The organism is Methylobacterium oryzae, from assembly GCF_021398735.1.
In the GTDB taxonomy this organism is placed as follows: Bacteria; Pseudomonadota; Alphaproteobacteria; order Rhizobiales; family Beijerinckiaceae; genus Methylobacterium.
The window spans coordinates 915,920-935,864 of the sequence record NZ_CP090349.1 but is presented as its reverse complement, the minus strand read 5'-3'; the positions used below and the strand labels follow the sequence as shown (position 1 = coordinate 935,864).

Here is a 19,945-nt window from a genome sequence, read left to right as displayed (position 1 = left end):
CAAGCCCGCCAACTTTCCTGTACGGCCGAGATCTTCTTTGCTTTGTCCATCGACAGCCGAGATCGGGCGCGGCGGCCGCACGAGAACGGCGTTTTCTTTTCGGAGCTACTGTAATGCGATTCTTCTCTGCGAGCCGCGTCGCGGCTCTCGTCGCGGCGACGCTCCTCGGCGCAATCGCCGGCGCGCCCGCGCGGGCCGACGATCTCGACGCGATTCGCGCCGCCAAGACCCTGCGCATCGGCACCGAGGGCACCTACGCGCCCTTCACGTTCCACGACGCGTCCGGGCAGCTCGTCGGCTTCGACGTCGAGATCGGCCGCAAGGTCGCCGAGCAGCTGGGCGTCGCGCCGCAATTCCTCGAGGGCAAGTGGGACGGGCTGATCGCCGGGCTCGACGGCAAGCGCTACGACGTGGTGATCAACCAGGTCGGCATCACCAAGGAGCGGCAGGCGAAGTTCGACTTCTCCGAGCCCTACATCCGCGCGCGGGCCGTGCTGATCACCCGGGCGGACCGGTCCGACATCAAGTCCTTCGCGGATCTCAAGGGCAAGAAGGCCGCCCAGAGCCTCTCCAGCAACTTCGCGCGCCTCGCCGAGCAGTCCGGCGCCGAGCTCGTCGGGACGGACGGCTTCGACCAGTCGATCCAGCTCGTCCTCACCGGCCGCGCCGACGCCACCGTCAACGACAGCCTGTCGTTCCTGGACTTCCACAAGCAGAAGCCGAACGCCCCCGTGAAGATCGCCGCCGAGCAGGCCGACGCGGACGCCTCCGGGATCATCATGCGCAAGAACAACCCGGCGCTGAAGGCGGCGATCGACAAGGCGCTGGAGGCGATCAAGGCCGACGGCAGCTACGCGGCGATCGCCCAGAAGTACTTCGGGGCCGACGTCTCCAAGTAGACCGTCCGCAGAGGGCCCGCCCGGACGGATCTCGCCCGGGCGCCGCCCCGTACAGCCCCACGCTTCGATCGCCCGGTAGGAGACGCCGCCCCGTGCCGCACTGGCTCGACCTCATGCTCCAGTCGCTGGGGCCGCTGCTCGCGGCCGGCCTGCGCTTCACCGTGCCGCTGACGCTCATCGCCTTCGCGCTGGGCCTCGCGCTCGGGCTCGGGACCGCCCTCGTGCGCCTGTTCGCGCCCCGGCCGCTGGCCGCGCTGGCGTGGCTCTACGTGTGGATCTTCCGGGGCACGCCGCTCCTCGTGCAGCTGTTCGTGATCTTCTACGGCCTGCCGAGCGCCGGCATCCTGATCGACGCCTTCCCGGCCGCCGTGATCGGGTTCACCCTCAACGTCGGCGCCTACACGTCGGAGATCGTCCGCGCGGCCATCGCCTCCATCCCGAAGGGGCAGTGGGAGGCGGCCTACGCCACCGGCATGAATCCGGTCCAGTCCCTGCGCCGCACGATCCTGCCCCAGGCGGCGCGGGTGGCGGTGCCGTCGCTCGCCAACTCCTTCATCGCCCTGGTGAAGGACACCTCGCTCGCGGCCGCCATCACGGTGCCGGAACTGTTCCAGGCGGCCCAGCGCATCGTCGCCGTCACCTACGAGCCGCTGATCCTCTACATCGAGGTGGCGCTGATCTACCTCGTCCTGTCGACGCTGCTGTCCTGGCTCCAGACGCTGCTGGAGCGACGCCTCGGGCGCTACGGCGGCTACCTGGAGGCCCGCGCGTGATCGCCCTGTCGGCCATCGAGAAGCGGTTCGGCGACAACCCGGTCCTGCGCGGCGTCGACCTCGCGGTGCCGGAGGGGCGGGTCACGGCGCTGATCGGCCCGTCGGGCTCGGGCAAGTCGACGCTCCTGCGCTGCGCGAACCTGCTGGAGGTCCCGCAGGCCGGGACGCTGACCCTCGGCGAGATCCGCCTCACCTTCCGGCCCGGCAGCCCGCCGGCGCGGCGGGACGTGCTCGCCGTGCGCCGGCAGACCGGGATGGTGTTCCAGAATTTCCAGCTCTTCCCCCACCGGACCGTGATGGAGAACGTCACCGAGGGGCTCGTCACCGTCGGCAAGTGGCCGCAGGCCCGGGCCCGGGCGCGCGCCCTGGAGCTGCTGGAGCGCGTCGGCCTCGCCCACAAGGCCGCGGACTGGCCCGCCAGCCTGTCGGGCGGCCAGCAGCAGCGGGTGGCGATCGCCCGGGCGCTGGCCCCGTCCCCGCGCCTGCTGCTCTGCGACGAGCCGACCTCGGCCCTCGATCCGGAACTCGCCGCCGAGGTGGTGGACGTGCTGGCCGGCCTCGCGGGCGAGGGCACGACCATGCTGATGGCGACCCACGACCTGCGCCTCGCGCGGCGCGTCGCCGACACGGTGGTGTTCCTGGAAGGGGGGCATATCGTCGAGCAGGGCGCGGCCGCCGACGTCTTCGCCCGGCCGGCCGACCCGCGCACCCGCCGGTTCGTCCGGACGCTGCTCGGCGAGGCGGCCGAAGGGGCGTGAGAAGGGGCCTACGGAACGGGCCGGGACGCGGGATTCAGCGCGTCAGGCAGCGGAGCGTGAGAAGATCCTCGACGGTGAGCGCGGTCCCGAAGACCAGGGGCCGCCAGGCCGGCAGGGTGGCGAGGATCAGGCCGGCCGCCAGGGCGAGCCAGGGCAGGACCGGGCGCAGGCCGGGACCGGCGGCCCTCACGCGGGATTCCGCGCCAGCGACGCCTCCTCGCCCTTGCCGACCACCACGAGGCCCAGACCCGCGGCCAGCATGGCGCCGCCCCAGAGCAGGAAGCCGATGTCCCAGTAGAGCCACTGCTCCGGCGGTGCCCGCTCGTTGACGTGGTGCACGCCGAGGATCTCGTGGTCGATCAGGCCCTCGACGAGGTTGAACAGGCCCCAGCCGATCAGGAGCGACCCGGCGAGCAGCTTGCTGGACCAGTAGAGGTGCGTGCGGTGCGCGGCGCGCCAGAGGAGGAACAGCCCGAGGACCACGAAGACGTAGGTCGCGCTGTGGAAGAAGCCGTCCCAGCGGGTGTTCAGCTCGAGGTTCGGGATCGTGTCGATCGGGTACCAGCTGCTCAGCATGTGGTGCCATTGCAGGATCTGGTGCAGCACGATCCCGTCGAAGAAGCCGCCGAGGCCGAGCCCGAACAGGATGCCGGCGCTCACGGGGAAGACGCGCTCCCGGGTGTCGGCCGCTCTCTCAACCGCCCTGTCAGCCGCTCTGTCAGCCGCTCTGTCAGCCGCTCTCATGCGCAACTCCGGCGTGGCGGAGGCCGCGGCCGCGCGGGCGACGGCGTCCTGCGGGGAACCCGCCCGGGGCGCCGGCGGATCCGTCACGCCTCCCGCGGGACCGCTTCCGGTCGCGAGACCATCCGCAGGTAGACGGCGAGCCCCGCCAGGAAGACCGCGAGGCCGAGCCCGGTGGCGTAGGGCGCGAAATCCTTGCCGGCCACGGCGATCGCCGAGCTGTGGCCCGCCAGTAGGTCGGTGCCGGCGAGCAGCACGCCCACGAAGCTCTCGCCGACGAGGAACCCGGACGCGAGGAGGACACCCCGGCGGCGGGCAGTGCCGACCGTCCTGTCAGCCTTCGCGTCGCCCTTCGCGCCGACCCGGGCGCGCAGCCGGCGCTCGGCGACCCAGCCGAGGATGCCGCCGATGGCGATCGTCATCTCCACCGAGAGCGGCAGGTACATGCCGATGCCGACCGTCAGCGCCGGGAAGGTGAGGTCGCGCCGCTTCAGCCACGTCTCGGCCGCCACCAGGACCACCCCGAGCCCGGCGCCGATCAGCACCATGGTCCAGGGCAACTCGCCGTGCGTGATGCCGTTGGCGATCTGGGTCATCAGGGCCGCCTGGGGCGCCGGCATGGCGCTCCCCGCGTCCTGCCCGTCCCGCGCGGGGGCACCGACGAAGCCGTAGGCCTCGTAGAGCAGCGACAGGAGCGGGGCGATCACCACGGCGCCGACCCCGACGCCGAGGATGAGCGCGACCTGCTGGTGCCAGGGCGTGGCGCCGAGCACCTGCCCGGTCTTCAGGTCCTGCAGGTTGTCGTTGGCGATCGACGAGGTGGTGATGATGACCGACGTCAGCAGCAGCGCCATGCCGGTGACGAACCGGTCTCCCTCGGGCCCGGCGGAATGCCCCAGGACCAGGGGCAGGAGCAGCGCGGTCGCCATCGTGGTCAGGATGCCGATCCCCGAGATCGGGCTCGACGAGGAGCCCAGCAGGCCCGCGAGGTAGCCGCAGGCCGCCGCCATCAGGAAGCCGAACAGGACGGTGAACAGGGTGGCGGCCACCGCCAGCACGATCGTCAGGCCGCCGAGGTCGGCGGCCCCGGCGAAGGCCCAGAACAGCAGCGCGAGCGGCACGCACAGGCCCAGGGTCGCGGCGGCCACCCAGGTGATCGGCAGGTCGCGGTCCTCGCGCGGGTGATCCTTGCCGAGACCGCCGCTGCCCGACAGGGCGGCGCGGATGCTCCCGAGGATCGGGCGCGCCAGCGAGCCCACGGTCCAGAGCCCGCCCACCGCGATGATCCCGGCGCCCATGAGGCGCACTTGGCCCGACCAGACCGCCTCGGCGGCCGCGCCCGCCGACTTGGCGGGATCGGGCGACAGGGCGGTGAGGATCGGGACCGCGATCCCCCAGGCGATCAGGACGCCGGTCAGCAGCGCGAGGCAGGCGCCGATGCCCACGAGGTAGCCGACGCCGACCAGCGCCAGCGAGAAGCCGGTCCCGGTGCGGAACACCGCGCCGCCGAGGCTGACCGCGCCGTTGAGCCCCTCGCCCAGAACCTTCAGCCCCGTGGTGGCGAGCCCGATCGTCCCGGCGGCCGCAGCGGCCCCGAGCAGGTCCCGCAGGCCGTGGCCGCCCTGCTCCTCGTGGCCGGTCCTGAGCACCTCCGCGGCGGCGATGCCCTCGGGATAGGGGAGATCGCTGCCCGACACGAGCGCGCGGCGGAGCGGGATCGAGAAGGCGACGCCGAGCAGGCCACCCAGCAGGCAGACCGCCGTGGTCTGCCAGAACGGGAAGCCGTGCCAGTGGCCGACGAGGACGAGCCCGGGAAGCGCCAGGATGACGTTGCACAGGGTGCCGGCCGCCGAGGCCTGCGTCTGCACGATGTTGTTCTCGAGGATGCCGGCGCCGCCCATCAGCCGGAACGCGCCCATCGAGATCATCGCGGCCGGGATCGAGGACGAGAACGTCATCCCGGTCTTCAGGCCCATGTAGAGGTTGGCGGCCATGAACACGACCGTGATGGCCGCGCCGAGCGCGATCCCCCGCAGGGTCAGCTCGGCCTGACGGTCCTGCGTCGTCGGCGTGATCGTCGGGCTGCGGGCGTCCATCGTCCACTCGGGCTGCCACAGGCACAGCACGCGAGGGGCCGGAAACGTTCCCGCGCCGCGCCCGGCCCGCCCGGCCTCACCCTGCCCCGCCCCGCCCTGGGGCGATGTGTCCCGGCGCCGACCAGGCCTGTGATGCAGTCACCCGGCGCGGCGGCGGGTTTGGCAGCAGACCGCCCCGTCCGGGTGCGATCCGCTCCTCGTCGGGAAGGCGCCGCCTTGTCCAAGTGGTATCTCTACGGCATCGCCCTCGTGGCCGGCGTCGCGAACGCCATCGAGCCGGGCCAGAACGCCACGCTGGCGAAGGTCACGGGGCAGCCGATGCTGGCCGGCCTGTTCTGCTTCGGCCTCGCGATCGCCTGCTTCCTCGCCGCGATGGCCGTCGCCCGGCTGCGCGGCCGCTCCCAGGCCGAAGCGGCCACGCCCGTGCCCTGGTGGGCTTGGCCGGGCGGCGTGCTCGGGGCGGCGGTCGTCCTGGCGCAGCTCTACATCTCCGAGAAAGTCGGCGCGGCGCCATTCCTGGGCTGCGTGATCACCGCGGGCGTGGTCGGCTCGATCATCCTCGACCATCACGGCCTCGTGGGCTTCGCGCGCCACCGCGCCGGGCGCTGGCGCATCCTCGGCGGCGCGCTGATGGTCGCGGGCGTCGCCCTCGTGGCGGCGTTCTGACGGACCCGTCGATCCGAACGCCTCGCACCCTCAGGATCCCAGCATGCTCTTCCTGTACGGCTTCGCGCTGCTCGCGGGCATCGCCACCGCGATCGAACCGGGCCAGAACGCGGGCCTCGCCAAGTCCCTCGCGCGGCCGCTGCTCGCCGGCGTGGTGAGCCTCGTCGTCAGCGTCGCGGCGATCTGCGTCGCCATGCTGGTGACGGGGCAGTACGGGTGGCCGACGCTGGACCGCCTCGCGCAGGTGCCCTGGTGGGCGTGGCTCGGCGGCGTGATGAGCGCGGGCCTGACGATGGCGCAGCTCTCCGTCTCCGCGCGGATCGGGGCCGCCACCTTTCTCGGACTGATCGTGACGGCGGGCGTCGTCACGTCGATCCTGCTCGACCATTTCGGCCTCGTGGGCTTCAAGGTCCACGAGGCCGGCCTGTGGCGCATCCTCGGCGGCGCCCTGATGATCGGCGGCGTGGCGCTGGTCGCCCGGTTCTGAGGCCCGCCCCGGCGGATCAGATCGTCCAGCCGCCGTCGATCACGACGGCCTGGCCGGTCGTGTAGGTCGCGCCCGCGAGGTAGACGGCGAGGTCGGCGATCTCCTCAGGCGTGCCGAGCCGGCCGATCGGCTGGCGCGCGATGAAGGCCGCGCGGGTCTGCTCGTAGTCGCCCTGCTGGCGGATGCGCTCCTGCAGCGACGGGCTCTCCACCGTGCCGGGGCAGATGGCGTTGCAGCGGACGTTGTGGCCGACATAGTCGGCGGCCACCGCCTTGGTCAGGCCGATCACCGCCGCCTTCGTCACCCCGTAGGCGAAGCGGTTGGGCACGCCCTTCACCGAGGAGGCCACCGAGGCCATGTTGACGATGGCGCCGTCGCGGCGCTCCAGCATGCCGGGCAGGACCGCCCGGATCGTGCGGATCATCGCCTTGACGTTGAGGTCGAGGGCGAAGTCGAGCTCGTCGTCGCGCATCTCCAGGATGGTGCCGGCGTGGACGGTGCCGGCGCAGTTGAACAGGATGTCGACCGCGCCGATGCGCGCGACCAGGGCCCCGACCGCCTCCGCGTCCAGCACGTCGAGGGTCGCGGTGCTGAGGTTGTCGGCGCGCAGGTCGGCGAGGGCGTCCGCGTTGATGTCGGTGGCGTGGACCCGCGCCCCGGCGCGGGCGAAGGCGAGCGCGCTGGCGCGCCCGATCCCCTGACCCGCCGCCGTGACCAGGACCGTCTTTCCAGAAAGATCTGCCATTGCTCGCTCCAGCAGGCTGCGCGGCGCCGCGCGGGCGTCCGGACCGGGCCGCGCCCGGCGGGGCCGCCGATCAGGCCCGGTGGGCCCGGCCGAGCGGCCCATCCTTGTAGGTTCTGACCGCGCCGGGCTCCAGGCCCGATCGCGTCGGATCCGCGGCCGCTGTTCCGGCGTTCTCCCGGCGTCACCGTACCTAAGGAGGATCGCCGTGGGGCTCGCCGCCTTCGTCTTCTTCGTCGTCCCGTGGATGGCCGTCGCGATCTGGATGTCGATGCGGCCGTCCGGCGCGCGCCTCGGCACTCCGTCCGCCCCCTGGCGCCCGCTGACGGATTACCCGCCGCCGGCCCGGGACCAGCGGCAGGCCGGCGAGACGCGGAGCATGGAGTCGGGCTCCGCCCACGACGGCAAGCACGCGCCGATCGAGGCCGTCTAGAGCGCCCGCCGCCGGATCAACTACTGGCCCGGCGCGCGCGAGCGTGTCGGGAGAAGAGTTCCGCGCCGAGTCAGGCCTCCGCCTGCAGCAGGTGGAGGTTGAAATCTCCGCCGTCCCCCGTCCACAGGGCGCGGGGCTGCCAGCCGCTCTCGGCCGCGAGCGCCCGGAAGGCGTCCGCCGGGTACTTGTGCGACGTGTCGGTCCGGACGCTCTCCCCCGCCGCGAACGCGATGGTCCGGTCGCCCAGCCGGTAGCTCGCCGGCCGGGTCGCGACGAGGTGGGCCTCGACCCGCAGCGGGTCCGGGCAGATCCGCACGGCGTGCCGAAAATTGTCGCTGTCGAAATCGGCGCCGAGTTCCCGGTTCAGCCGCATCAGGATGTTGCGGTGGAACGCGGCCATGAGGCCGTCGGCGCGCCCGTAGGCGCGCTGCAGGCGATCCGGGTCGGCGGTGCCGTCCGCGCCGACGAGGAAGAGGCTCGGCCCGAGCGTGGCGCGCGCGCGCTCGAGGAACTGCCGGGCCCCGCGCGGGTCGAAGTTGCCGATGCTCGTTCCCGGATAGAAGCCCAGGATGCCCCCCGGCCCGGCACCTCGCGGCAGCTGGACCGGCTGCGAGTAGTCGGCGCAGACCGGGATCATCGGGATGCCGGGGTAATCGGCGGCGAGCCGCCGGATCGCGGCCTCCAGGTACGCCCCGGAGATGTCGATCGCCACGTAGGCCGCCGGTTCGGGCAGCGCGTCGAGGAGCGTGCGGATCTTGCGGCTCGCGCCGCTGCCGAACTCGACGACGGTCACCCCCGGCGTCACCCGGCGCGCCACGTCTGCGGCGACCTGCGGCAGGACGGTCATCTCCTGCGCGGTCGGGTAGTAGTCGGCGCTGTGGCAGATCCTGTCGAACAGGTCCGAGCCGGTCTCGTCCCAGAGATACTTTCCCGGCAGCGTCTTCGGCTCGGCGGAGAGGCCCGCGAGGGCGTCCCGGAGGAAGGTGTCGGTCGAGCTGTCGGTCGAGCTGTCGGTCATGCTGTCGGTCATGGCCGGGTCACCGGGCGCGTGGCGGTCAGGACGACGAGGGCGAGCCGCTCGACCGCGTCGTAGGCGGGCGTCGCGAGTTCCTCGCCGTACGCGTCCGGATCGAACTCGCGGTAGGTCCAGTCCAGCCCGGCCCAGCCGCAGAGGTCGGCCACGGCGTCGCGGAACGGGTCCGCCCCGTCGACGATGGCCGCGCCGGTGAACAGGACGAGGCTGCCGCCGGGCGCGAGCCGCCCGGCCGCCTGCTCGGCCACCGCGAGCGGAAGCCCGGCCCCGAGGGGGCCGCCGCCGTGCCGGTAGGCCCGTTCCGCCGTGTCGATCATGAAGGGCGGGTTGGACACGATGAGGTCGAACGGGCCCTCGACGTCGCGCAGCAGGTCGCTGCGGCGGACATCGACCCCGTCGGTCCCGGCGAGCCGGGCGTTGACGCGCGCCGCCCGCATGGCCGCCGGGTTGATGTCCACGAGCACCACCTCGGCGCCCGGTGCCCGCTTGGCGACGCAGATCCCGGCCGCACCCGAGCCGCAGCCGATATCGACCGCGCGCCGCACCGGCCGCGACCGCGCCTCGAGATGCGCGATCACCCCCGCGGCGAAGCGCATCGTGTCGGGACCGAAGAACACCGCGTCGGCCGCGCTCGGGGGATACGCGGAATGGGCGAACAGCTCGCCGTCGAGGCTGGAGACGCGCAGCGTCGGCCGCAGCAGCGGGCCGTCCTCGATCACGGCGCCGGCCGCCCGCATCAGGCGCAGGATCGGCTCCGGGACCAGGTCGGCGCGGAACGGCCGGCTCCAACCGAACACGTCGCGCAGGCTGCGCGCCTCGGCGTGCCGCGGCCGGGCGTTGACGTGGGCGTGGGTGGCCGGAGTCACGGTGGTGAAGGTGTAGCCGGTCTCGCGCAGGGCGCGCGCCAGCGCCAGCACCGCCTCCTCGTCCGCGGGAAACGGAGCGGCAGTCGAAACGGAACGCGTCATCGGTCGGCCCTCAGCTGTCCATCCGGTGCATCACGAAGGCGCACGACGCGCGACCGGCGGCGACCTGGCGGACGTCCCCGGTCGAACAGCACCGCGAAGCTCCGGAACAGGCCCGGCTGCGCGCGGTACCGCGCGGTACCGACAGAGGAAGGCGAGCAGGGCCAGGTAGATGCGGGCGTCGTCCAGGCCCGATGAAGTCCCGGAACCGCGCGGCGACGGGATGGTGATCGTCATACGTGGGAAGCTGCATCGGAGCGTCGGTTCACACCACCGGTAGCCGGCGCGCGCACCCCCGCCCGACCGGCCGCGGTGTCGTCCCGACTCGAATGCCCGGAGAACCGGAAGCCGCAGGCGTTGTTCCCTGCGCAATACGCGCAGATCGGCCCCTGATCTATGTTAATCCCGGATTTCAAACATCTTGTTTTGGTTTAATACTCACATGATGTAGATCGACACACGGAATGACCGATGATCGGGCCCACCGACATGTGGGCACGGCTGGTCGCCGCGCGGGACCGCGGTGCGGCGGCGCGGACACGCTCGCCGGGTCGCGATCGTCGCCGGAGGCGGCGTTAACCATCCGATTACCGGGCGATCCTAGCGCGATCGACTGAAACGGCGCCCCCGCGCCGGCCGGTCGCGCACGATGAACGCCGCATCATTCCTGTATTCCTGGTCCGCCGCCGCCGCGACGCACCTCGATCTGTTCGGGTCGCTGGGCCTGATCCTGGGCTTTACTGCGGGGGTGATGCCGCGGCGCGCCTGGATCCTCGCGGCCTCGGCGGCCTGTGCCGCCTGCTTCGGCGCGCATTACCTGACGCTCGGGGCGCTCACCGGGACGGCGATGTGCGCCATCTCGGTGCTGCAGAGCCTCGTCTCCCTCCGCTGCGTCGGCGCGCCCGGCCGGGGCGGCTGGGTGCCGCCGGTCTTCGCCGCGAGCACCCTCGCGGCGGCGTGCCTGACGGCGGCCACGTGGAACGGCTGGCCGTCGGCCTGCGCGGCCGCGGGCTCGCTGCTCGCCACCGGCGCGCGGCTCCAGGCGGCGCCGCAGGCGATGCGGCAGCTCTTCCTCGGCGCCTCCCTGTGCTGGGCCGGGCACAATCTGCTGGTGGGCTCGGTCTTCGGCCTGACCTGCGACGTGCTGACGATCCTCGGTCTCGCGATCGCGCTGCTGCGCGCCGCCCCGGTCCCGCCGATGGAGCCGGTCGCGCCCGACTGCGCGCGGGCGTGAGGCACCCTGCGCCTGCGGCGATCGATCCGGGAAATCCGCCGCGGCCCCGCCGTTGCACAGGTGCGGGGGCGTGACGTCCCGCGGCCGAGGAAGAGAGCGGGATTTGCCGGACGCGACCTATCCACCCCTCGACGTGCTCAAGCCGGTGGCCGAGGGCGTCTGGATCGTCGACAGCGGGCCGCTCCGCGCCCTCGGCATCCCCCTGCCCGTCCGGATGACCGTCGTCCGTCTCGGGGACGGATCGGTCTGGCTGCACTCCCCCACGCGCTACGACGCGGGACTGCACCGCGCGATCGCCGCGCTCGGACCGATCCGCCACCTGGTCGCGCCCAACATCGCCCACTGGACCTTCCTGAAGGACTGGCAGACCCAGTGTCCGGAGGCCCTGACCTGGGCAGCCCCCAACCTGCGCGAGCGTCGCCAGGTCCGCCGCGCCGGCCTGCGCGTCGACCGGGTCCTGGAGGATGCGCCGCCGCCCGATTGGGCGGCGGACCTGCGCCAGATCGTCGTGCCGGGCGGATTCGGCTTCCGGGAAGTCGCGTTCTTCCACAGCACGAGCCGCACGCTGATCCTGACCGATCTCGTCCTCAACCTGGAGCCCGCGAAGATGCCGGCGCTGCTGCGTCCGCTCCTGCGCCTCGCCCGCATGACGCCGCCGCACGGCGAGCCGCCGCCCTACCTGCGCCTCGTGATCAAGCTCCGGCGGCGCGACGCCGCGCGGGCGGCCGCGGATCTCGTCGGCCTGGCGCCGGAGCGGGTCGTGTTCGCGCACGGACCCTGGTTCGCCGCGGACGGTGCGGCGCGCCTGAAGCGCTCCCTCCGCTGGCTCGGGACGCCGTCCTGAGGATCGCCCCGAGTTTCGCCGTCGACGCCGTCAGGCCGCGGCGATCAGCTGCCGCATGATCCAGGCCCGGGCCGCCGGCAGGTCCGCGAACAGCGGCGGCGCGAGGGGATCGATCGGGCCGAACCCGGCTTCAAGGAACCATTTCCCGGCATCGGCCCCGTGCTGCGCCGAGAGACGAACCAGGATCGCGACCAGGAACCCGTCGGCGAAGACGAGCTGACTCTCGGCATCGTCGCTGCCGGTCGCGACCTGCACGGCCTGCAGGCTCAGGATCATGCGGCCATCGCCTTCACGACGCGAGCGGGTTGAGGGTGTGCGACCGGAGGCGATCGTCGCACCGCGGCGGCGGCGCGGATCTCCGTGCCGGCACCCTGATCAATCAGCCCTTCGCCCCGAAGTTCCGGCCTCGCGGCGGTCCGGAACACGGCCGGGCCCGCCCGGTTGGCCAACCATGGACCGGTGGCCGCGCGGGGCAGGATCGCAGATGGATGACAGGCAGATGGCCCGCGGGCTGGCTTGGTTCGGGATCGGGCTCGGCCTCGCCGAGACCTTCGCGCCCCGGCGCGTCGCGGCCGCGACCGGCCTCGACGGCCACGAGGGCCTGATCCAGCTCTACGGCCTTCGCGAGATCGCCTCGGGGGCGGCGATCCTGGCTGCCGCCGAGCCGGAGCGGCTTCTCGGCCTGCGGGTGGGCGGGGATCTCCTCGATGCCGGCCTGCTGGCGGCCCGCGCCACGCCCTCGAACCCGCGGCGCAACCGCACCCTGGCGGCGGCCCTGGCGGTGGCGCCCGTCGTCATGCTGGATGCCGCCATCTGGCTGAGGGCGCGCGACAGGCGCAGCCAGTCTCCGGGTGATCCCGGCCGGAAGCCCGGCGCGATCGCGCGATGACCGGTACAAGGGTTGTGACGGGGCGGGCGGCGGGGCCGGCGACGGGACTGTGGCGACGGGAGCGGTGCGCTCAGGGCTGTCCGGGCGCGTCCTTCGCCGGGTCTCCCCCGGTATCGTCCGCCGCGCCCTCCGCGGCGGGTTCGGCCCCATCGATCGCGCGGGCGAGCTCGGTCAGCACCTCCTCCACCATCGGCGGCCAGGGGGCCCTCTCCTCATCCATCAGGCGGGCCGCGCCGACCAGCGCGGAGATCTGCGCCTCGTAGACCGGCCGGCCTACCAGCTGCGCGTAGCGCACGCGCGCCGCGAGCGCCGTGGCCAGGCGCTGAACCTCCGCGATCTTCGCGCTCGGCGCGCCGCTGCCGTCGCCGTTGCCCATCCGTCCACCCCCTCGGGATCCTCACCGATCCTCATAGGCCATGGCCGGGACACAGTCAGGACCGGCTACCAGGCTTCGAGAATCCGGCCGCCGACGAGCGCGACGACGACACCGACCAGCAGCGCCATGCCGATGTCCCGGAGCGGTGCGGTGATCAACCCGGCCTCGGGAGCCGGCGGCGACACGTAGCGGGTCAGGCTCTCGGGCAGCGCCGGCGCCGGCGGCACAGGGGCCCTCCGCCGAAGGCCGAGGCGGATGCGGTGCATGGGCGTGATCCCCGGACGACCTCAGGCGGTCTCGACTTGGCGGGGCCCCGCGGCCGCCTGGGCCTTCCGCGCGGACGTCTTCGGGCGGACGAAATCGCCGAGGGGCTTGCAGGTCGGCAGTCCGATCACCTCGACCGACCGGGGCGCGGCCTGCGGCGCCGCATTGCGCGGAACGAGAACCTCCGTCCCGTCCGCAGTCTCCGTCTGCCCTTCGCCGAGATCCGGCAGCTCGACGCGATGCCCGACCAGGTACGCCTCGATATCGATGAGGCGGTGGCGCAGCCGCCAGATATCGTTTTCGACGCCGTTGATCTGCACGAGGAGGTCGGAGACGGTGCCCTGACGCGCCGCGATCGCCGAGAGCACAGAGGCCCGTTCGTTCAGCAGCACGGCCTTGACGGTCGGGTTCATGACGTACGCCTCCGAATGTTACAGCACCACGATTCCCGAATTCGGAAGCGAAGACAGTTCTCAAAATGGCTTAGCCGTTACGCCCGAAGGTGAACGGCCGCATTCAGCCGCCGAACGACTCGCGCCGGGGTGCGGATCGCGCGCGGGGGCGGGAACTTCTCGCGCGCGCGTGCGTCAGTTTCGCACAGACCGACGCACGCAGTGCTGGGAGCTTCACATGCGCAGATCCGCGACTCTCGCCATGGCCGCCGCCCTGACCCTGGCCTCCGTCACCGCCTGGGCCGACCCGGTGAGCCAGACGGGCACCGGCGGCGGGCCCGCCACCACCGCCAAGGCGCCCCATACCGCCGCGACCGGCCAGACGGTGCCCAATCCCGGCGCCCTCGGCCCGAACGAGACCGGCAGTATCGAGCGCCGCGACGCCGTCGAGGAGCGCAACGACGCGATCACCCGCGGCATCTGCATCGGCTGCAACCGCTGAGAGGTTGCCCGGGGGCGGCAAGGCGTCGGCACGACGGTAGTCCTGACGGCGCCCCGGCCATGACCGCGGTTCATGGCCGGGGTGCGGTGGCCGCGCCGGGGGTTGAAGCCCCGGCCGCCCTGGCCCAGATCAGCGCGCCTCCACTGACCATGAACAGGAGTGACCACGTGGCAAACGAGTCTGTCGAACAGGCGGCAGAGAAGACCTATTTCGGCCTGACCCTCTCGCAGCACGCGGACCGGATCCGGAAGCTCGCGACGGAGCGGGGCCTGACCGGGGAGACGTTCGACCGCGTGACCGCGCAGGCCGTGGCGATGATCCCGACCATCAAGGTGACCGACGCCGCCCAGCGGTGAGCCGGGCCGGGCCGATCATCGCTCGGCCCGCAGCCCCTTGAGCATGCGCCGGGCGATGGTGCGCACGGCCTCATCGTCCCGCGCCTCGCCCTCGACCGTGTCCCACAGATGGACGAGGCTGCCCTCGAGCTCGTCCAGCAGCTCCGGGTTCTGCCGCGCCAGGAACCGCATCGTCCCGAACAGGAGATGCTCGGTCGCCATCTCGCGCCGGCGCGCCTCGGTGACGGGATCCGGGTGCGGTTTGGAGGTCTGATCGCTCATGGTCGGCCAACGGCCCGCGCGGGCCGCGGTTCGCCGGGCCGTGCGCGGTGCGACGCCGCGGACGGCCCCGAGCCTCGACGACGCACGCGACCGGGAACAGCGCCGGACCGACACGGTTTGCCGGTCAGGAACGAGCGTCGGGAGAGGGCTGACGATGGCCGAGGCGGATCCGCGCAAACCCGGGGACGAGGCCCCGCCCGGCACGCCGGGTACCGGCGAGAACCTGTGCCGGACCTGCGGCGGCACCGGCAAGGTCGCCGATGCGCAGTGCTCCGAATGCCGGGGCAGCGGCACGGTGACGACCGGCATCGGCGGCGCCTGACGCCGTACCACCCGGCACGGTCGGCGCGGAGACCGCGACGCGCTCAGCGCCGCAGCGCGCCGAGCCACGCGGTGAGCGGCTCCACGAACGCCGCCCAGGTCCGCGACCACACCGTGCCGGTGCGGGCATCCGCCGGGCGCGCGCCGGACATCAGGGCCGCCACCAGGGCATCCTCGCGGGTCTTGCACTCGTCGAGGGCGTTGCGCTCGTCGCCGGCGCGGCTCTGCCCCGTCGGCTGATGCCCCGTGGCGTCCCGCAGGCAGCGGTGCCACGCGCGCTCCAGCTCGGCCGGATCGGCGGCTCCGGCGGCCGGCCCCGCAACCGCGGGTCCGGTGGTCAGGAGGAGCATCGCGGACAAGCTGAGCACCGGCATGCGCATGCTCGCTCTATGCCCGATTCGTGCCCCCGAGGGATAGAACGTAGCAGCAACAGTGGTCGCGGCTCGGCGCGGGTGGGCGCGGGTCGGCTCGGCGGCCGGTCAGCCGGCCCGGCCGTGCCTGGCCACCCGGCAGCCGTGATCCATCAGGTATTCGGCGCTGGCCTCCGGCTCCCGATAGGCGAGCAGGATCATCCCGCCCCGCGGATCCCCGGGATCGGCCTCCACCGCCGCGAAGCTCGCGTCGTGCAGGTGGCCCTGCCAGCCGGGCACGCGGGCCAGAGCGGCGAACGGGTTGAACGCCGCGACCGCGTCGGCCGGGACCCGCATGGCGAGGTAGGACACCTCCGCCAGCGGCACCGGGAACGGGGCCCAGCTGTCGCCGACGGCGTCGCCGTGGGCCTTCAGGGCCGCCGTGACGCTCCGGCGCATGCAGTCGAGGTGGATGTGCAGCTGATCCTGGCTGCGGCCGCCCACGGAGTTCACCTCCAGGCCCACCGCGGAGGGGGGCAGACGGCCCTGCAGCGCGTCCGACACGTAGTGCCGGGCCGCGAGCGCCGCCCGCCAGTAGGCCGCCCCTCGCGGTCCCTGGAGCACGGGGGCCTCGATGCCCGAGACGCTGTCGGTGGGCATCACCACCGTGTGGGTGGGCTGACCCGGCGCCCGCAGCACCGCCGTTCCCGGGCGCGCGGCGTCGCCGAGATCGACCGCGAGGCAGGGAAAGCTCCGGTCCGCGGCCTTCTTGGCGAGCACGCAGCCCTGCAGCGCCACCCAGAGCACGTCCCGCACCGGATTGGCCGCGATGGCGGCCGGCACCGCCGAGAAGGCGAGAAGGGTCGCGACGACCAGAGTACCACGCATGATCAGATGTTCCGGTCCCCGGCCGTCGTTATGATACGTCGGGCGGCGCGCCATCGTTGTACGCGGCCGCCGTCGCCGTGAGGTTACGTTTCCGCGATGCTGAGATCGAACGCGCAGTGGCACGGCCTGATACGGGTCGCGGCCTGGATCCTGGTGGCGCTGATCGCCGCGGTCACGCTGGTGCCGATCGGCCTCCGCCCGGTGGTCACGGCCAATCCCGGCTACGAGCGCGTCGCGGCCTACGCTCTGGCCGGGCTGCTCATGACGGTGGCCTACCCGCGGCACTGGTTCTGGATCCTGGCGGGCAGCGTCGTCCTCGCCGGCGGCCTGGAAGCCGGCCAGACCCTCACCGGAACCCGCCACGGCCGGTTCGACGACTTCCTGATCAAGGCCGCCGCCGGGCTCGTCGGCGCCCTGGCGGGCCGCCCGCTCGCGATCCTGGCCGACCGCGCCCTCGCCGGCGGCCCCGTGACCGGCACCACCCTGGCCGGCCGCGATCTGGGCGACCGCACCTGCGGCTGAGCCGCGTCGCGCCGCCCATGCTGGCAGCGCATGGCCGCGGCGCCGGCCCGGTGCCCGACGACGGGCCGCGCGCGGAAACCGCCGAGCTTGACCCGCGTTGCCTCGAGGGGCTCTCACGCGAGGTGCTGCATGTTCGGCGCGGCCAAGCTCACGGGACGGTTCTGGTTCCGCAAGACGTGGACGGGCAAGCTGGTCCTGCTCGTCGAGGAAGAGAGGCCGCGGTGGTTCAGCCGCACCGGCCTCACCAAGCTCCGCTGGCGCGACGCCCGCCTGCTCGACTTGGCCGAGGCGCCGATGCGCACCCTGATGACCCTCGAGCGCAGCTACCGCGCCGACTACGCGGCCGGGCCCGCGCGGGTCCTGCAGGCCGTCATCCCGCCCGGGACGCGGGGCGCGATCGCCACGCCGATCGGGACCGCGGCCAACGCCTGAGCGTCGCCGCGGCGCGAGGGCGCGGGCCGAGCATGGAGGGGCAGGGCTCGGCCCGCCTGTCGTTCGGCTTCTTACCCCCAAAGCCGGAGCGACCCTGTCAGTGACCACGGTCAGGGTTAACGCTTTGTGAAGAGCCCCGCCCGGTCCGGCTGGTCGGCTGCGGCCGAAGGCGCCCGAGGATCCGGCAGTCGGGGTGCCGGCGGGCGAAAGATCCGGCGCGAAATGCGCCACTGATCTATGTTGGTATTCGCCACTCCATTCGGTAGATAACAGGCATAATGGGTTATCTTCGTGCAGATAAGGACTTGACTGCCGAGAAGCGAATGCACGTTCATGGATCACTCACACGTGAGAGGCGCCCATGGAAGATAGCAATCCTGCACCGCATCAGGACCCGATCGATTTCGTCGAGCTGACCGCCGACATTGTTTCGGCTTATGTCGCCAACAACTCCGTTCCGGTTCCCGACCTCCCGTCGCTGCTGTCCGGCGTCCACGCCGCGCTGGCCGGTCTCGGGCACGCGACGGTCACGTCGGAGCCCGAATTCAAGAAGGCGACGCCCGCGCAGATCAAGAAGTCGATCACGCCCGACGCCCTGATCAGCTTCATCGACGGCAAGCCGTACAAGACGCTCAAGCGGCATCTCACCGGCAACGGCATGACGATCGAGCAGTACCGGCAGCGCTACGGGCTGCCGCCGGACTACCCGACGACCGCGTCCAACTACTCGGCGATGCGCGCCGAGTTCGCCCGCAACGCCGGCCTCGGCCACAAGCGCCGCGGCCCGGCCGCCAAGCGGAGCGAGCCCGCGGAGACCGTCGCGGCGGAGGCCGGCGCCGGCACGAAGGCTCCCAAGGGCCGCAAGACCCGGAAGGCCGCCGCGGAGGCGTGAGGCCCCCGGCCGCGTGCACCGGCGCGCACTGCCGGCGCCCCGCGCGCCAGGACCTGAGATGACGGGACCGGGTACGGCCTCGCCGGACCCACCCGTCACCTCCCGGCCGGTCCCGGACCGGCGCGCGTCGGAACGACCCCTGCGGCCAGCCGTTGGGCCGGTTGAACGCCCGACCGCGCGACGGAGCCACGCTTGACCCGATCGATCCCCGCCCTCGTCCTCGCCGCCGCCACGCTGGCCGCCCTTCCGGCCGCGGCCCGGGCGCAGGATCGGCCCGGCCCCGGGGCGGCGCCACCGGCCGAGACCGCGCCGAAGCCGGCGGCCGACACGAAGGACCCGGGCAAGACCGCGACGGAGGCCGTCACGCATCCCTCCGCCGTGCCGCCGACCGAGGGCGCGGTCGGTACCGGCAAGCCACCGGCCACGGGCGACGCCCCGACGACCGGCCGGTAGAGTCCGCCCCCCTCACCCCCAACCCTGTCCGCCCGCCGCCACCCCCGGCCGGCGGCCACATCCCCGTCGCGGCCGAGCCTCGTCCCGGCCGCGCATCGGCCCTGTCGGGCGAGGTGAGCCGGATCATGCGTCCAGACCGGGCCGTTCACGCCGGCCGCGCGCCCATCGTCCGCGCTCGAAACCCGGCACGTCCCTGGTGGCGCCTGCTGCGCCGGCACAGCACCGGCATCGCCGCGCCGGACCCGCGTCTCTGGGCCCTGACCCTGGCGATCGTCGCGGTCGACGCCGTCTGGATGGCCGCGTCCGGCATCGCCGCCGCGCCCCTGGGCTTCGCGCTCGCCGGCCTCGCCGTCCTCGTCCTGCTGAGCGCCGCCTCCTGCCTGAGCACGGTGAAGTCCGACCCGCCCCTGCGCGGCATGGCCCTGGCGAGCGCGTTCCTCATCGCCTTCACGGTGCCGGTGGCGGTCCTGCACTTCCTCGCCGCCGGGATCGGGCTGCCCTTCGTCGATCCCGCGCTGGCCCGCATCGAGGCCGCCCTCGGCTTCGACTGGACCGGTCACGTGGCGTTCCTGGCGCGGCACCCGACGCTGTCGTGGTGGCTGGCGCTCGCCTACCATTCCAGCGGCCCGCAGGTCGGGCTCGTGGTGATCGCGCTGAGCGCGACCCGCCGCCTCGGCCGGCTCTGGACCTACATCCGGCTGTTTTCCGCGACGCTGCTGTGCGTGATCGTCCTCGCCGCCCTGCTGCCGGCCCTCGGCCCCTACGCCCACTACGCCCCGCGGGTCGTCCCGTCCGAGCCCCTGGAGACGGTCGGCGCGCTCTGGCACCTTGAGCCGGTGGCGCGGCTGCGGGCCGGCACCCTGCACACGCTGGCGCTCGGCGACCTGCGCGGCCTCGCGACCTTCCCGTCCTTCCACGTGTGCCTCGCGATCCTCACGGCCTGGGCGCTGGCGCCGATGCCGCTCCTTGGCCCCCTGGCCGTCCTGCTGAACGCCGCCGTGATCGTCGCGACCGTCGGGTCGGGCGGTCATTACCTGCCGGACGTGCTGGCGGGCGGTCTCCTGGCCCTCGCGGCCCTGGCCTGCCGCGCCCGGCGGCGCGGGTCGACGGCCGATCCCGCCGCGCGCGATCCCACCACCCGGAGGATCGAGGCGCTCGAAGCGATCCGGCCCGCCGACGCCTGAGAACGGGTCGGGCCGCGAACATCCCCGCGCCCGGCGGATGGGCCAGGGGGCGGGGAAGGCGCGACGATGACCCGGACCCGGTGGACGATCCGCGGTTCCGTCGCCGCCGCGCGGCTCCGGTCGATGTCCGAGAGGCCCACGGGCGCCGACGGCACCGCCCGGATCCCGCGGCCCCGACGGCCCCGCTTGCCC

30 protein-coding genes are annotated in these 19,945 nt (G+C 73.2%); 17 read left to right on the top strand and 13 right to left on the bottom strand.

Annotation, left to right across the window (positions count from 1 at the left end; all coding sequences use genetic code 11):
• Positions 1-113: 113 nt before the first annotated feature.
• The 3 genes from LXM90_RS04440 (at position 114) to LXM90_RS04430 (ending at position 2,430) form a co-directional block, all read left to right on the top strand.
• Positions 114-899, top strand: a complete 786-nt coding sequence (locus LXM90_RS04440) for an amino acid ABC transporter substrate-binding protein (protein WP_103984621.1) — start codon at positions 114-116, stop codon at positions 897-899.
• Positions 900-991: 92 nt separating this feature from the next.
• Positions 992-1,672, top strand: a complete 681-nt coding sequence (locus tag LXM90_RS04435) for an amino acid ABC transporter permease (RefSeq protein ID WP_234081890.1) — start codon at positions 992-994, stop codon at positions 1,670-1,672.
• Positions 1,669-2,430 carry an amino acid ABC transporter ATP-binding protein gene (locus LXM90_RS04430; protein WP_020090964.1) on the top strand — a complete coding sequence of 254 codons (762 nt, stop codon included), beginning with the start codon at positions 1,669-1,671 and terminating at the stop codon, positions 2,428-2,430. Before LXM90_RS04435 ends, LXM90_RS04430 begins: the two co-directional genes overlap by 4 nt.
• A gap of 34 nt (positions 2,431-2,464) precedes the next feature.
• Here the strand turns inward: LXM90_RS04430 and LXM90_RS04425 are convergent, their stop codons facing one another.
• From LXM90_RS04425 to LXM90_RS04415, 3 genes are all read right to left on the bottom strand, one after another.
• Complete coding sequence (locus LXM90_RS04425) at positions 2,465-2,620, bottom strand: hypothetical protein (RefSeq protein ID WP_020090965.1); 156 nt, start codon at positions 2,618-2,620, stop codon at positions 2,465-2,467.
• Positions 2,617-3,090, bottom strand: coding sequence for a DUF2243 domain-containing protein (locus LXM90_RS04420; RefSeq protein ID WP_020090966.1), 474 nt, complete (start codon positions 3,088-3,090; stop codon positions 2,617-2,619). Before LXM90_RS04420 ends, LXM90_RS04425 begins: the two co-directional genes overlap by 4 nt.
• Positions 3,091-3,257: 167 nt before the next feature.
• Entirely contained in the window at positions 3,258-5,267 is a 2,010-nt protein-coding gene (locus tag LXM90_RS04415; protein WP_020090967.1) for an OPT family oligopeptide transporter, read from the bottom strand.
• Positions 5,268-5,483: 216 nt separating this feature from the next.
• On the opposite strand from LXM90_RS04415, the gene LXM90_RS04410 reads away from it, so the two are divergent.
• Both LXM90_RS04410 and LXM90_RS04405 read left to right on the top strand, forming a co-directional pair.
• Positions 5,484-5,933 carry a DMT family transporter gene (locus LXM90_RS04410; RefSeq protein WP_020090968.1) on the top strand — a complete coding sequence of 150 codons (450 nt, stop codon included), beginning with the start codon at positions 5,484-5,486 and terminating at the stop codon, positions 5,931-5,933.
• A 43-nt stretch (positions 5,934-5,976) separates the two neighbouring features.
• Positions 5,977-6,420: a DMT family transporter gene (locus LXM90_RS04405; RefSeq protein ID WP_020090969.1), complete on the top strand. Its 444-nt coding sequence runs from the start codon at positions 5,977-5,979 to the stop codon at positions 6,418-6,420.
• A 16-nt stretch (positions 6,421-6,436) separates the two neighbouring features.
• On the opposite strand, the gene LXM90_RS04400 is transcribed toward LXM90_RS04405, so the two are convergent.
• Positions 6,437-7,165, bottom strand: a complete 729-nt coding sequence (locus LXM90_RS04400) for an SDR family oxidoreductase (RefSeq protein ID WP_020090970.1) — start codon at positions 7,163-7,165, stop codon at positions 6,437-6,439.
• 205 nt (positions 7,166-7,370) lie between these two features.
• On the opposite strand from LXM90_RS04400, the gene LXM90_RS04395 reads away from it, so the two are divergent.
• On the top strand, positions 7,371-7,595 hold the full coding sequence (locus tag LXM90_RS04395) for a hypothetical protein (RefSeq protein ID WP_020090971.1): 225 nt from the start codon (positions 7,371-7,373) through the stop codon (positions 7,593-7,595).
• Between the two features lie 70 nt (positions 7,596-7,665).
• Here the strand turns inward: LXM90_RS04395 and egtD are convergent, their stop codons facing one another.
• Positions 7,666-8,625 (bottom strand): L-histidine N(alpha)-methyltransferase, encoded by a 960-nt coding sequence (gene egtD / locus LXM90_RS04390; RefSeq protein ID WP_020090972.1) that lies wholly within the window; start codon positions 8,623-8,625, stop codon positions 7,666-7,668.
• Positions 8,622-9,596: a methyltransferase gene (locus LXM90_RS04385; protein ID WP_026604593.1), complete on the bottom strand. Its 975-nt coding sequence runs from the start codon at positions 9,594-9,596 to the stop codon at positions 8,622-8,624. Before LXM90_RS04385 ends, egtD begins: the two co-directional genes overlap by 4 nt.
• A gap of 646 nt (positions 9,597-10,242) precedes the next feature.
• Here LXM90_RS04385 and LXM90_RS04380 point away from each other — a divergent pair.
• Both LXM90_RS04380 and LXM90_RS04375 read left to right on the top strand, forming a co-directional pair.
• Positions 10,243-10,827, top strand: a complete 585-nt coding sequence (locus LXM90_RS04380; RefSeq protein WP_020090974.1) for a YgjV family protein — start codon at positions 10,243-10,245, stop codon at positions 10,825-10,827.
• A 103-nt stretch (positions 10,828-10,930) separates the two neighbouring features.
• Complete coding sequence (locus tag LXM90_RS04375; RefSeq protein WP_234081885.1) at positions 10,931-11,671, top strand: DUF4336 domain-containing protein; 741 nt, start codon at positions 10,931-10,933, stop codon at positions 11,669-11,671.
• 30 nt (positions 11,672-11,701) lie between these two features.
• On the opposite strand, the gene LXM90_RS04370 is transcribed toward LXM90_RS04375, so the two are convergent.
• Positions 11,702-11,947, bottom strand: a complete 246-nt coding sequence (locus LXM90_RS04370) for a hypothetical protein (protein ID WP_234081882.1) — start codon at positions 11,945-11,947, stop codon at positions 11,702-11,704.
• 208 nt (positions 11,948-12,155) lie between these two features.
• Here LXM90_RS04370 and LXM90_RS04365 point away from each other — a divergent pair, with 208 nt between their 5' ends.
• A complete protein-coding gene (locus LXM90_RS04365; RefSeq protein WP_234081878.1) occupies positions 12,156-12,560 on the top strand; it encodes a hypothetical protein in 405 nt (134 codons plus the stop codon).
• Between the two features lie 70 nt (positions 12,561-12,630).
• Here LXM90_RS04365 and LXM90_RS04360 read toward each other — a convergent pair whose 3' ends face one another.
• From LXM90_RS04360 to LXM90_RS04350, 3 genes are all read right to left on the bottom strand, one after another.
• Positions 12,631-12,936 (bottom strand): hypothetical protein, encoded by a 306-nt coding sequence (locus LXM90_RS04360; RefSeq protein ID WP_234081875.1) that lies wholly within the window; start codon positions 12,934-12,936, stop codon positions 12,631-12,633.
• 65 nt (positions 12,937-13,001) lie between these two features.
• Positions 13,002-13,202: a hypothetical protein gene (locus tag LXM90_RS04355; protein ID WP_234081872.1), complete on the bottom strand. Its 201-nt coding sequence runs from the start codon at positions 13,200-13,202 to the stop codon at positions 13,002-13,004.
• A 21-nt stretch (positions 13,203-13,223) separates the two neighbouring features.
• A complete protein-coding gene (locus tag LXM90_RS04350) occupies positions 13,224-13,613 on the bottom strand; it encodes a hypothetical protein (protein WP_234081868.1) in 390 nt (129 codons plus the stop codon).
• 217 nt (positions 13,614-13,830) lie between these two features.
• Here LXM90_RS04350 and LXM90_RS04345 point away from each other — a divergent pair, with 217 nt between their 5' ends.
• Complete coding sequence (locus tag LXM90_RS04345) at positions 13,831-14,094, top strand: hypothetical protein (RefSeq protein ID WP_026604594.1); 264 nt, start codon at positions 13,831-13,833, stop codon at positions 14,092-14,094.
• Between the two features lie 167 nt (positions 14,095-14,261).
• The gene (locus tag LXM90_RS04340; protein WP_020090982.1) at positions 14,262-14,450 is read left to right on the top strand and encodes a hypothetical protein; all 189 of its coding nucleotides are present in this window, start codon (positions 14,262-14,264) and stop codon (positions 14,448-14,450) included.
• Between the two features lie 15 nt (positions 14,451-14,465).
• Here the strand turns inward: LXM90_RS04340 and LXM90_RS04335 are convergent, their stop codons facing one another.
• A complete protein-coding gene (locus LXM90_RS04335) occupies positions 14,466-14,711 on the bottom strand; it encodes a hypothetical protein (protein ID WP_170868072.1) in 246 nt (81 codons plus the stop codon).
• 154 nt (positions 14,712-14,865) lie between these two features.
• On the opposite strand from LXM90_RS04335, the gene LXM90_RS04330 reads away from it, so the two are divergent.
• Positions 14,866-15,033 carry a hypothetical protein gene (locus LXM90_RS04330; RefSeq protein WP_165923156.1) on the top strand — a complete coding sequence of 56 codons (168 nt, stop codon included), beginning with the start codon at positions 14,866-14,868 and terminating at the stop codon, positions 15,031-15,033.
• 43 nt (positions 15,034-15,076) lie between these two features.
• On the opposite strand, the gene LXM90_RS04325 is transcribed toward LXM90_RS04330, so the two are convergent.
• Both LXM90_RS04325 and LXM90_RS04320 read right to left on the bottom strand, forming a co-directional pair.
• Entirely contained in the window at positions 15,077-15,406 is a 330-nt protein-coding gene (locus LXM90_RS04325; RefSeq protein WP_234081866.1) for a hypothetical protein, read from the bottom strand.
• A gap of 105 nt (positions 15,407-15,511) precedes the next feature.
• Positions 15,512-16,270 (bottom strand): CDP-diacylglycerol diphosphatase, encoded by a 759-nt coding sequence (locus LXM90_RS04320; protein WP_234081864.1) that lies wholly within the window; start codon positions 16,268-16,270, stop codon positions 15,512-15,514.
• Positions 16,271-16,366: 96 nt separating this feature from the next.
• Between LXM90_RS04320 and LXM90_RS04315 the strand changes: the two genes are divergently transcribed.
• The 5 genes from LXM90_RS04315 to LXM90_RS04295 all read left to right on the top strand — a co-directional run bounded on the left by LXM90_RS04315 (position 16,367) and on the right by LXM90_RS04295 (position 19,753).
• Entirely contained in the window at positions 16,367-16,792 is a 426-nt protein-coding gene (locus LXM90_RS04315; protein ID WP_234081863.1) for a hypothetical protein, read from the top strand.
• A 129-nt stretch (positions 16,793-16,921) separates the two neighbouring features.
• Positions 16,922-17,224 carry a hypothetical protein gene (locus LXM90_RS04310; protein ID WP_020090988.1) on the top strand — a complete coding sequence of 101 codons (303 nt, stop codon included), beginning with the start codon at positions 16,922-16,924 and terminating at the stop codon, positions 17,222-17,224.
• A gap of 361 nt (positions 17,225-17,585) precedes the next feature.
• Positions 17,586-18,116, top strand: coding sequence for a MucR family transcriptional regulator (locus LXM90_RS04305; RefSeq protein ID WP_020090989.1), 531 nt, complete (start codon positions 17,586-17,588; stop codon positions 18,114-18,116).
• Between the two features lie 192 nt (positions 18,117-18,308).
• Positions 18,309-18,569: a hypothetical protein gene (locus LXM90_RS04300; RefSeq protein WP_020090990.1), complete on the top strand. Its 261-nt coding sequence runs from the start codon at positions 18,309-18,311 to the stop codon at positions 18,567-18,569.
• A 125-nt stretch (positions 18,570-18,694) separates the two neighbouring features.
• Positions 18,695-19,753: a phosphatase PAP2 family protein gene (locus tag LXM90_RS04295; protein WP_043712067.1), complete on the top strand. Its 1,059-nt coding sequence runs from the start codon at positions 18,695-18,697 to the stop codon at positions 19,751-19,753.
• Positions 19,754-19,945 lie beyond the last annotated feature (192 nt).

Bases quoted from the DNA above. Each gene is read 5' to 3' on its own strand.
- LXM90_RS04440 (WP_103984621.1), top strand. From the start codon at position 114: ATGCGATTCTTCTCTGCGAGCCGCGTCGCGGCTCTCGTCGCGGCGACG.
- LXM90_RS04415 (WP_020090967.1), bottom strand. From the start codon at position 5,267: ATGGACGCCCGCAGCCCGACGATCACGCCGACGACGCAGGACCGTCAG.
- LXM90_RS04405 (WP_020090969.1), top strand. From the start codon at position 5,977: ATGCTCTTCCTGTACGGCTTCGCGCTGCTCGCGGGCATCGCCACCGCG.
- LXM90_RS04400 (WP_020090970.1), bottom strand. From the start codon at position 7,165: ATGGCAGATCTTTCTGGAAAGACGGTCCTGGTCACGGCGGCGGGTCAG.
- egtD (WP_020090972.1), bottom strand. From the start codon at position 8,625: ATGACCGACAGCATGACCGACAGCTCGACCGACAGCTCGACCGACACC.
- LXM90_RS04385 (WP_026604593.1), bottom strand. From the start codon at position 9,596: ATGACGCGTTCCGTTTCGACTGCCGCTCCGTTTCCCGCGGACGAGGAG.
- LXM90_RS04380 (WP_020090974.1), top strand. From the start codon at position 10,243: ATGAACGCCGCATCATTCCTGTATTCCTGGTCCGCCGCCGCCGCGACG.
- LXM90_RS04370 (WP_234081882.1), bottom strand. From the start codon at position 11,947: ATGATCCTGAGCCTGCAGGCCGTGCAGGTCGCGACCGGCAGCGACGAT.
- LXM90_RS04365 (WP_234081878.1), top strand. From the start codon at position 12,156: ATGGATGACAGGCAGATGGCCCGCGGGCTGGCTTGGTTCGGGATCGGG.
- LXM90_RS04360 (WP_234081875.1), bottom strand. From the start codon at position 12,936: ATGGGCAACGGCGACGGCAGCGGCGCGCCGAGCGCGAAGATCGCGGAG.
- LXM90_RS04355 (WP_234081872.1), bottom strand. From the start codon at position 13,202: ATGCACCGCATCCGCCTCGGCCTTCGGCGGAGGGCCCCTGTGCCGCCG.
- LXM90_RS04350 (WP_234081868.1), bottom strand. From the start codon at position 13,613: ATGAACCCGACCGTCAAGGCCGTGCTGCTGAACGAACGGGCCTCTGTG.
- LXM90_RS04345 (WP_026604594.1), top strand. From the start codon at position 13,831: ATGCGCAGATCCGCGACTCTCGCCATGGCCGCCGCCCTGACCCTGGCC.
- LXM90_RS04335 (WP_170868072.1), bottom strand. From the start codon at position 14,711: ATGAGCGATCAGACCTCCAAACCGCACCCGGATCCCGTCACCGAGGCG.
- LXM90_RS04330 (WP_165923156.1), top strand. From the start codon at position 14,866: ATGGCCGAGGCGGATCCGCGCAAACCCGGGGACGAGGCCCCGCCCGGC.
- LXM90_RS04325 (WP_234081866.1), bottom strand. From the start codon at position 15,406: ATGCCGGTGCTCAGCTTGTCCGCGATGCTCCTCCTGACCACCGGACCC.
- LXM90_RS04320 (WP_234081864.1), bottom strand. From the start codon at position 16,270: ATGCGTGGTACTCTGGTCGTCGCGACCCTTCTCGCCTTCTCGGCGGTG.
- LXM90_RS04315 (WP_234081863.1), top strand. From the start codon at position 16,367: ATGCTGAGATCGAACGCGCAGTGGCACGGCCTGATACGGGTCGCGGCC.
- LXM90_RS04310 (WP_020090988.1), top strand. From the start codon at position 16,922: ATGTTCGGCGCGGCCAAGCTCACGGGACGGTTCTGGTTCCGCAAGACG.
- LXM90_RS04305 (WP_020090989.1), top strand. From the start codon at position 17,586: ATGGAAGATAGCAATCCTGCACCGCATCAGGACCCGATCGATTTCGTC.
- LXM90_RS04295 (WP_043712067.1), top strand. From the start codon at position 18,695: ATGCGTCCAGACCGGGCCGTTCACGCCGGCCGCGCGCCCATCGTCCGC.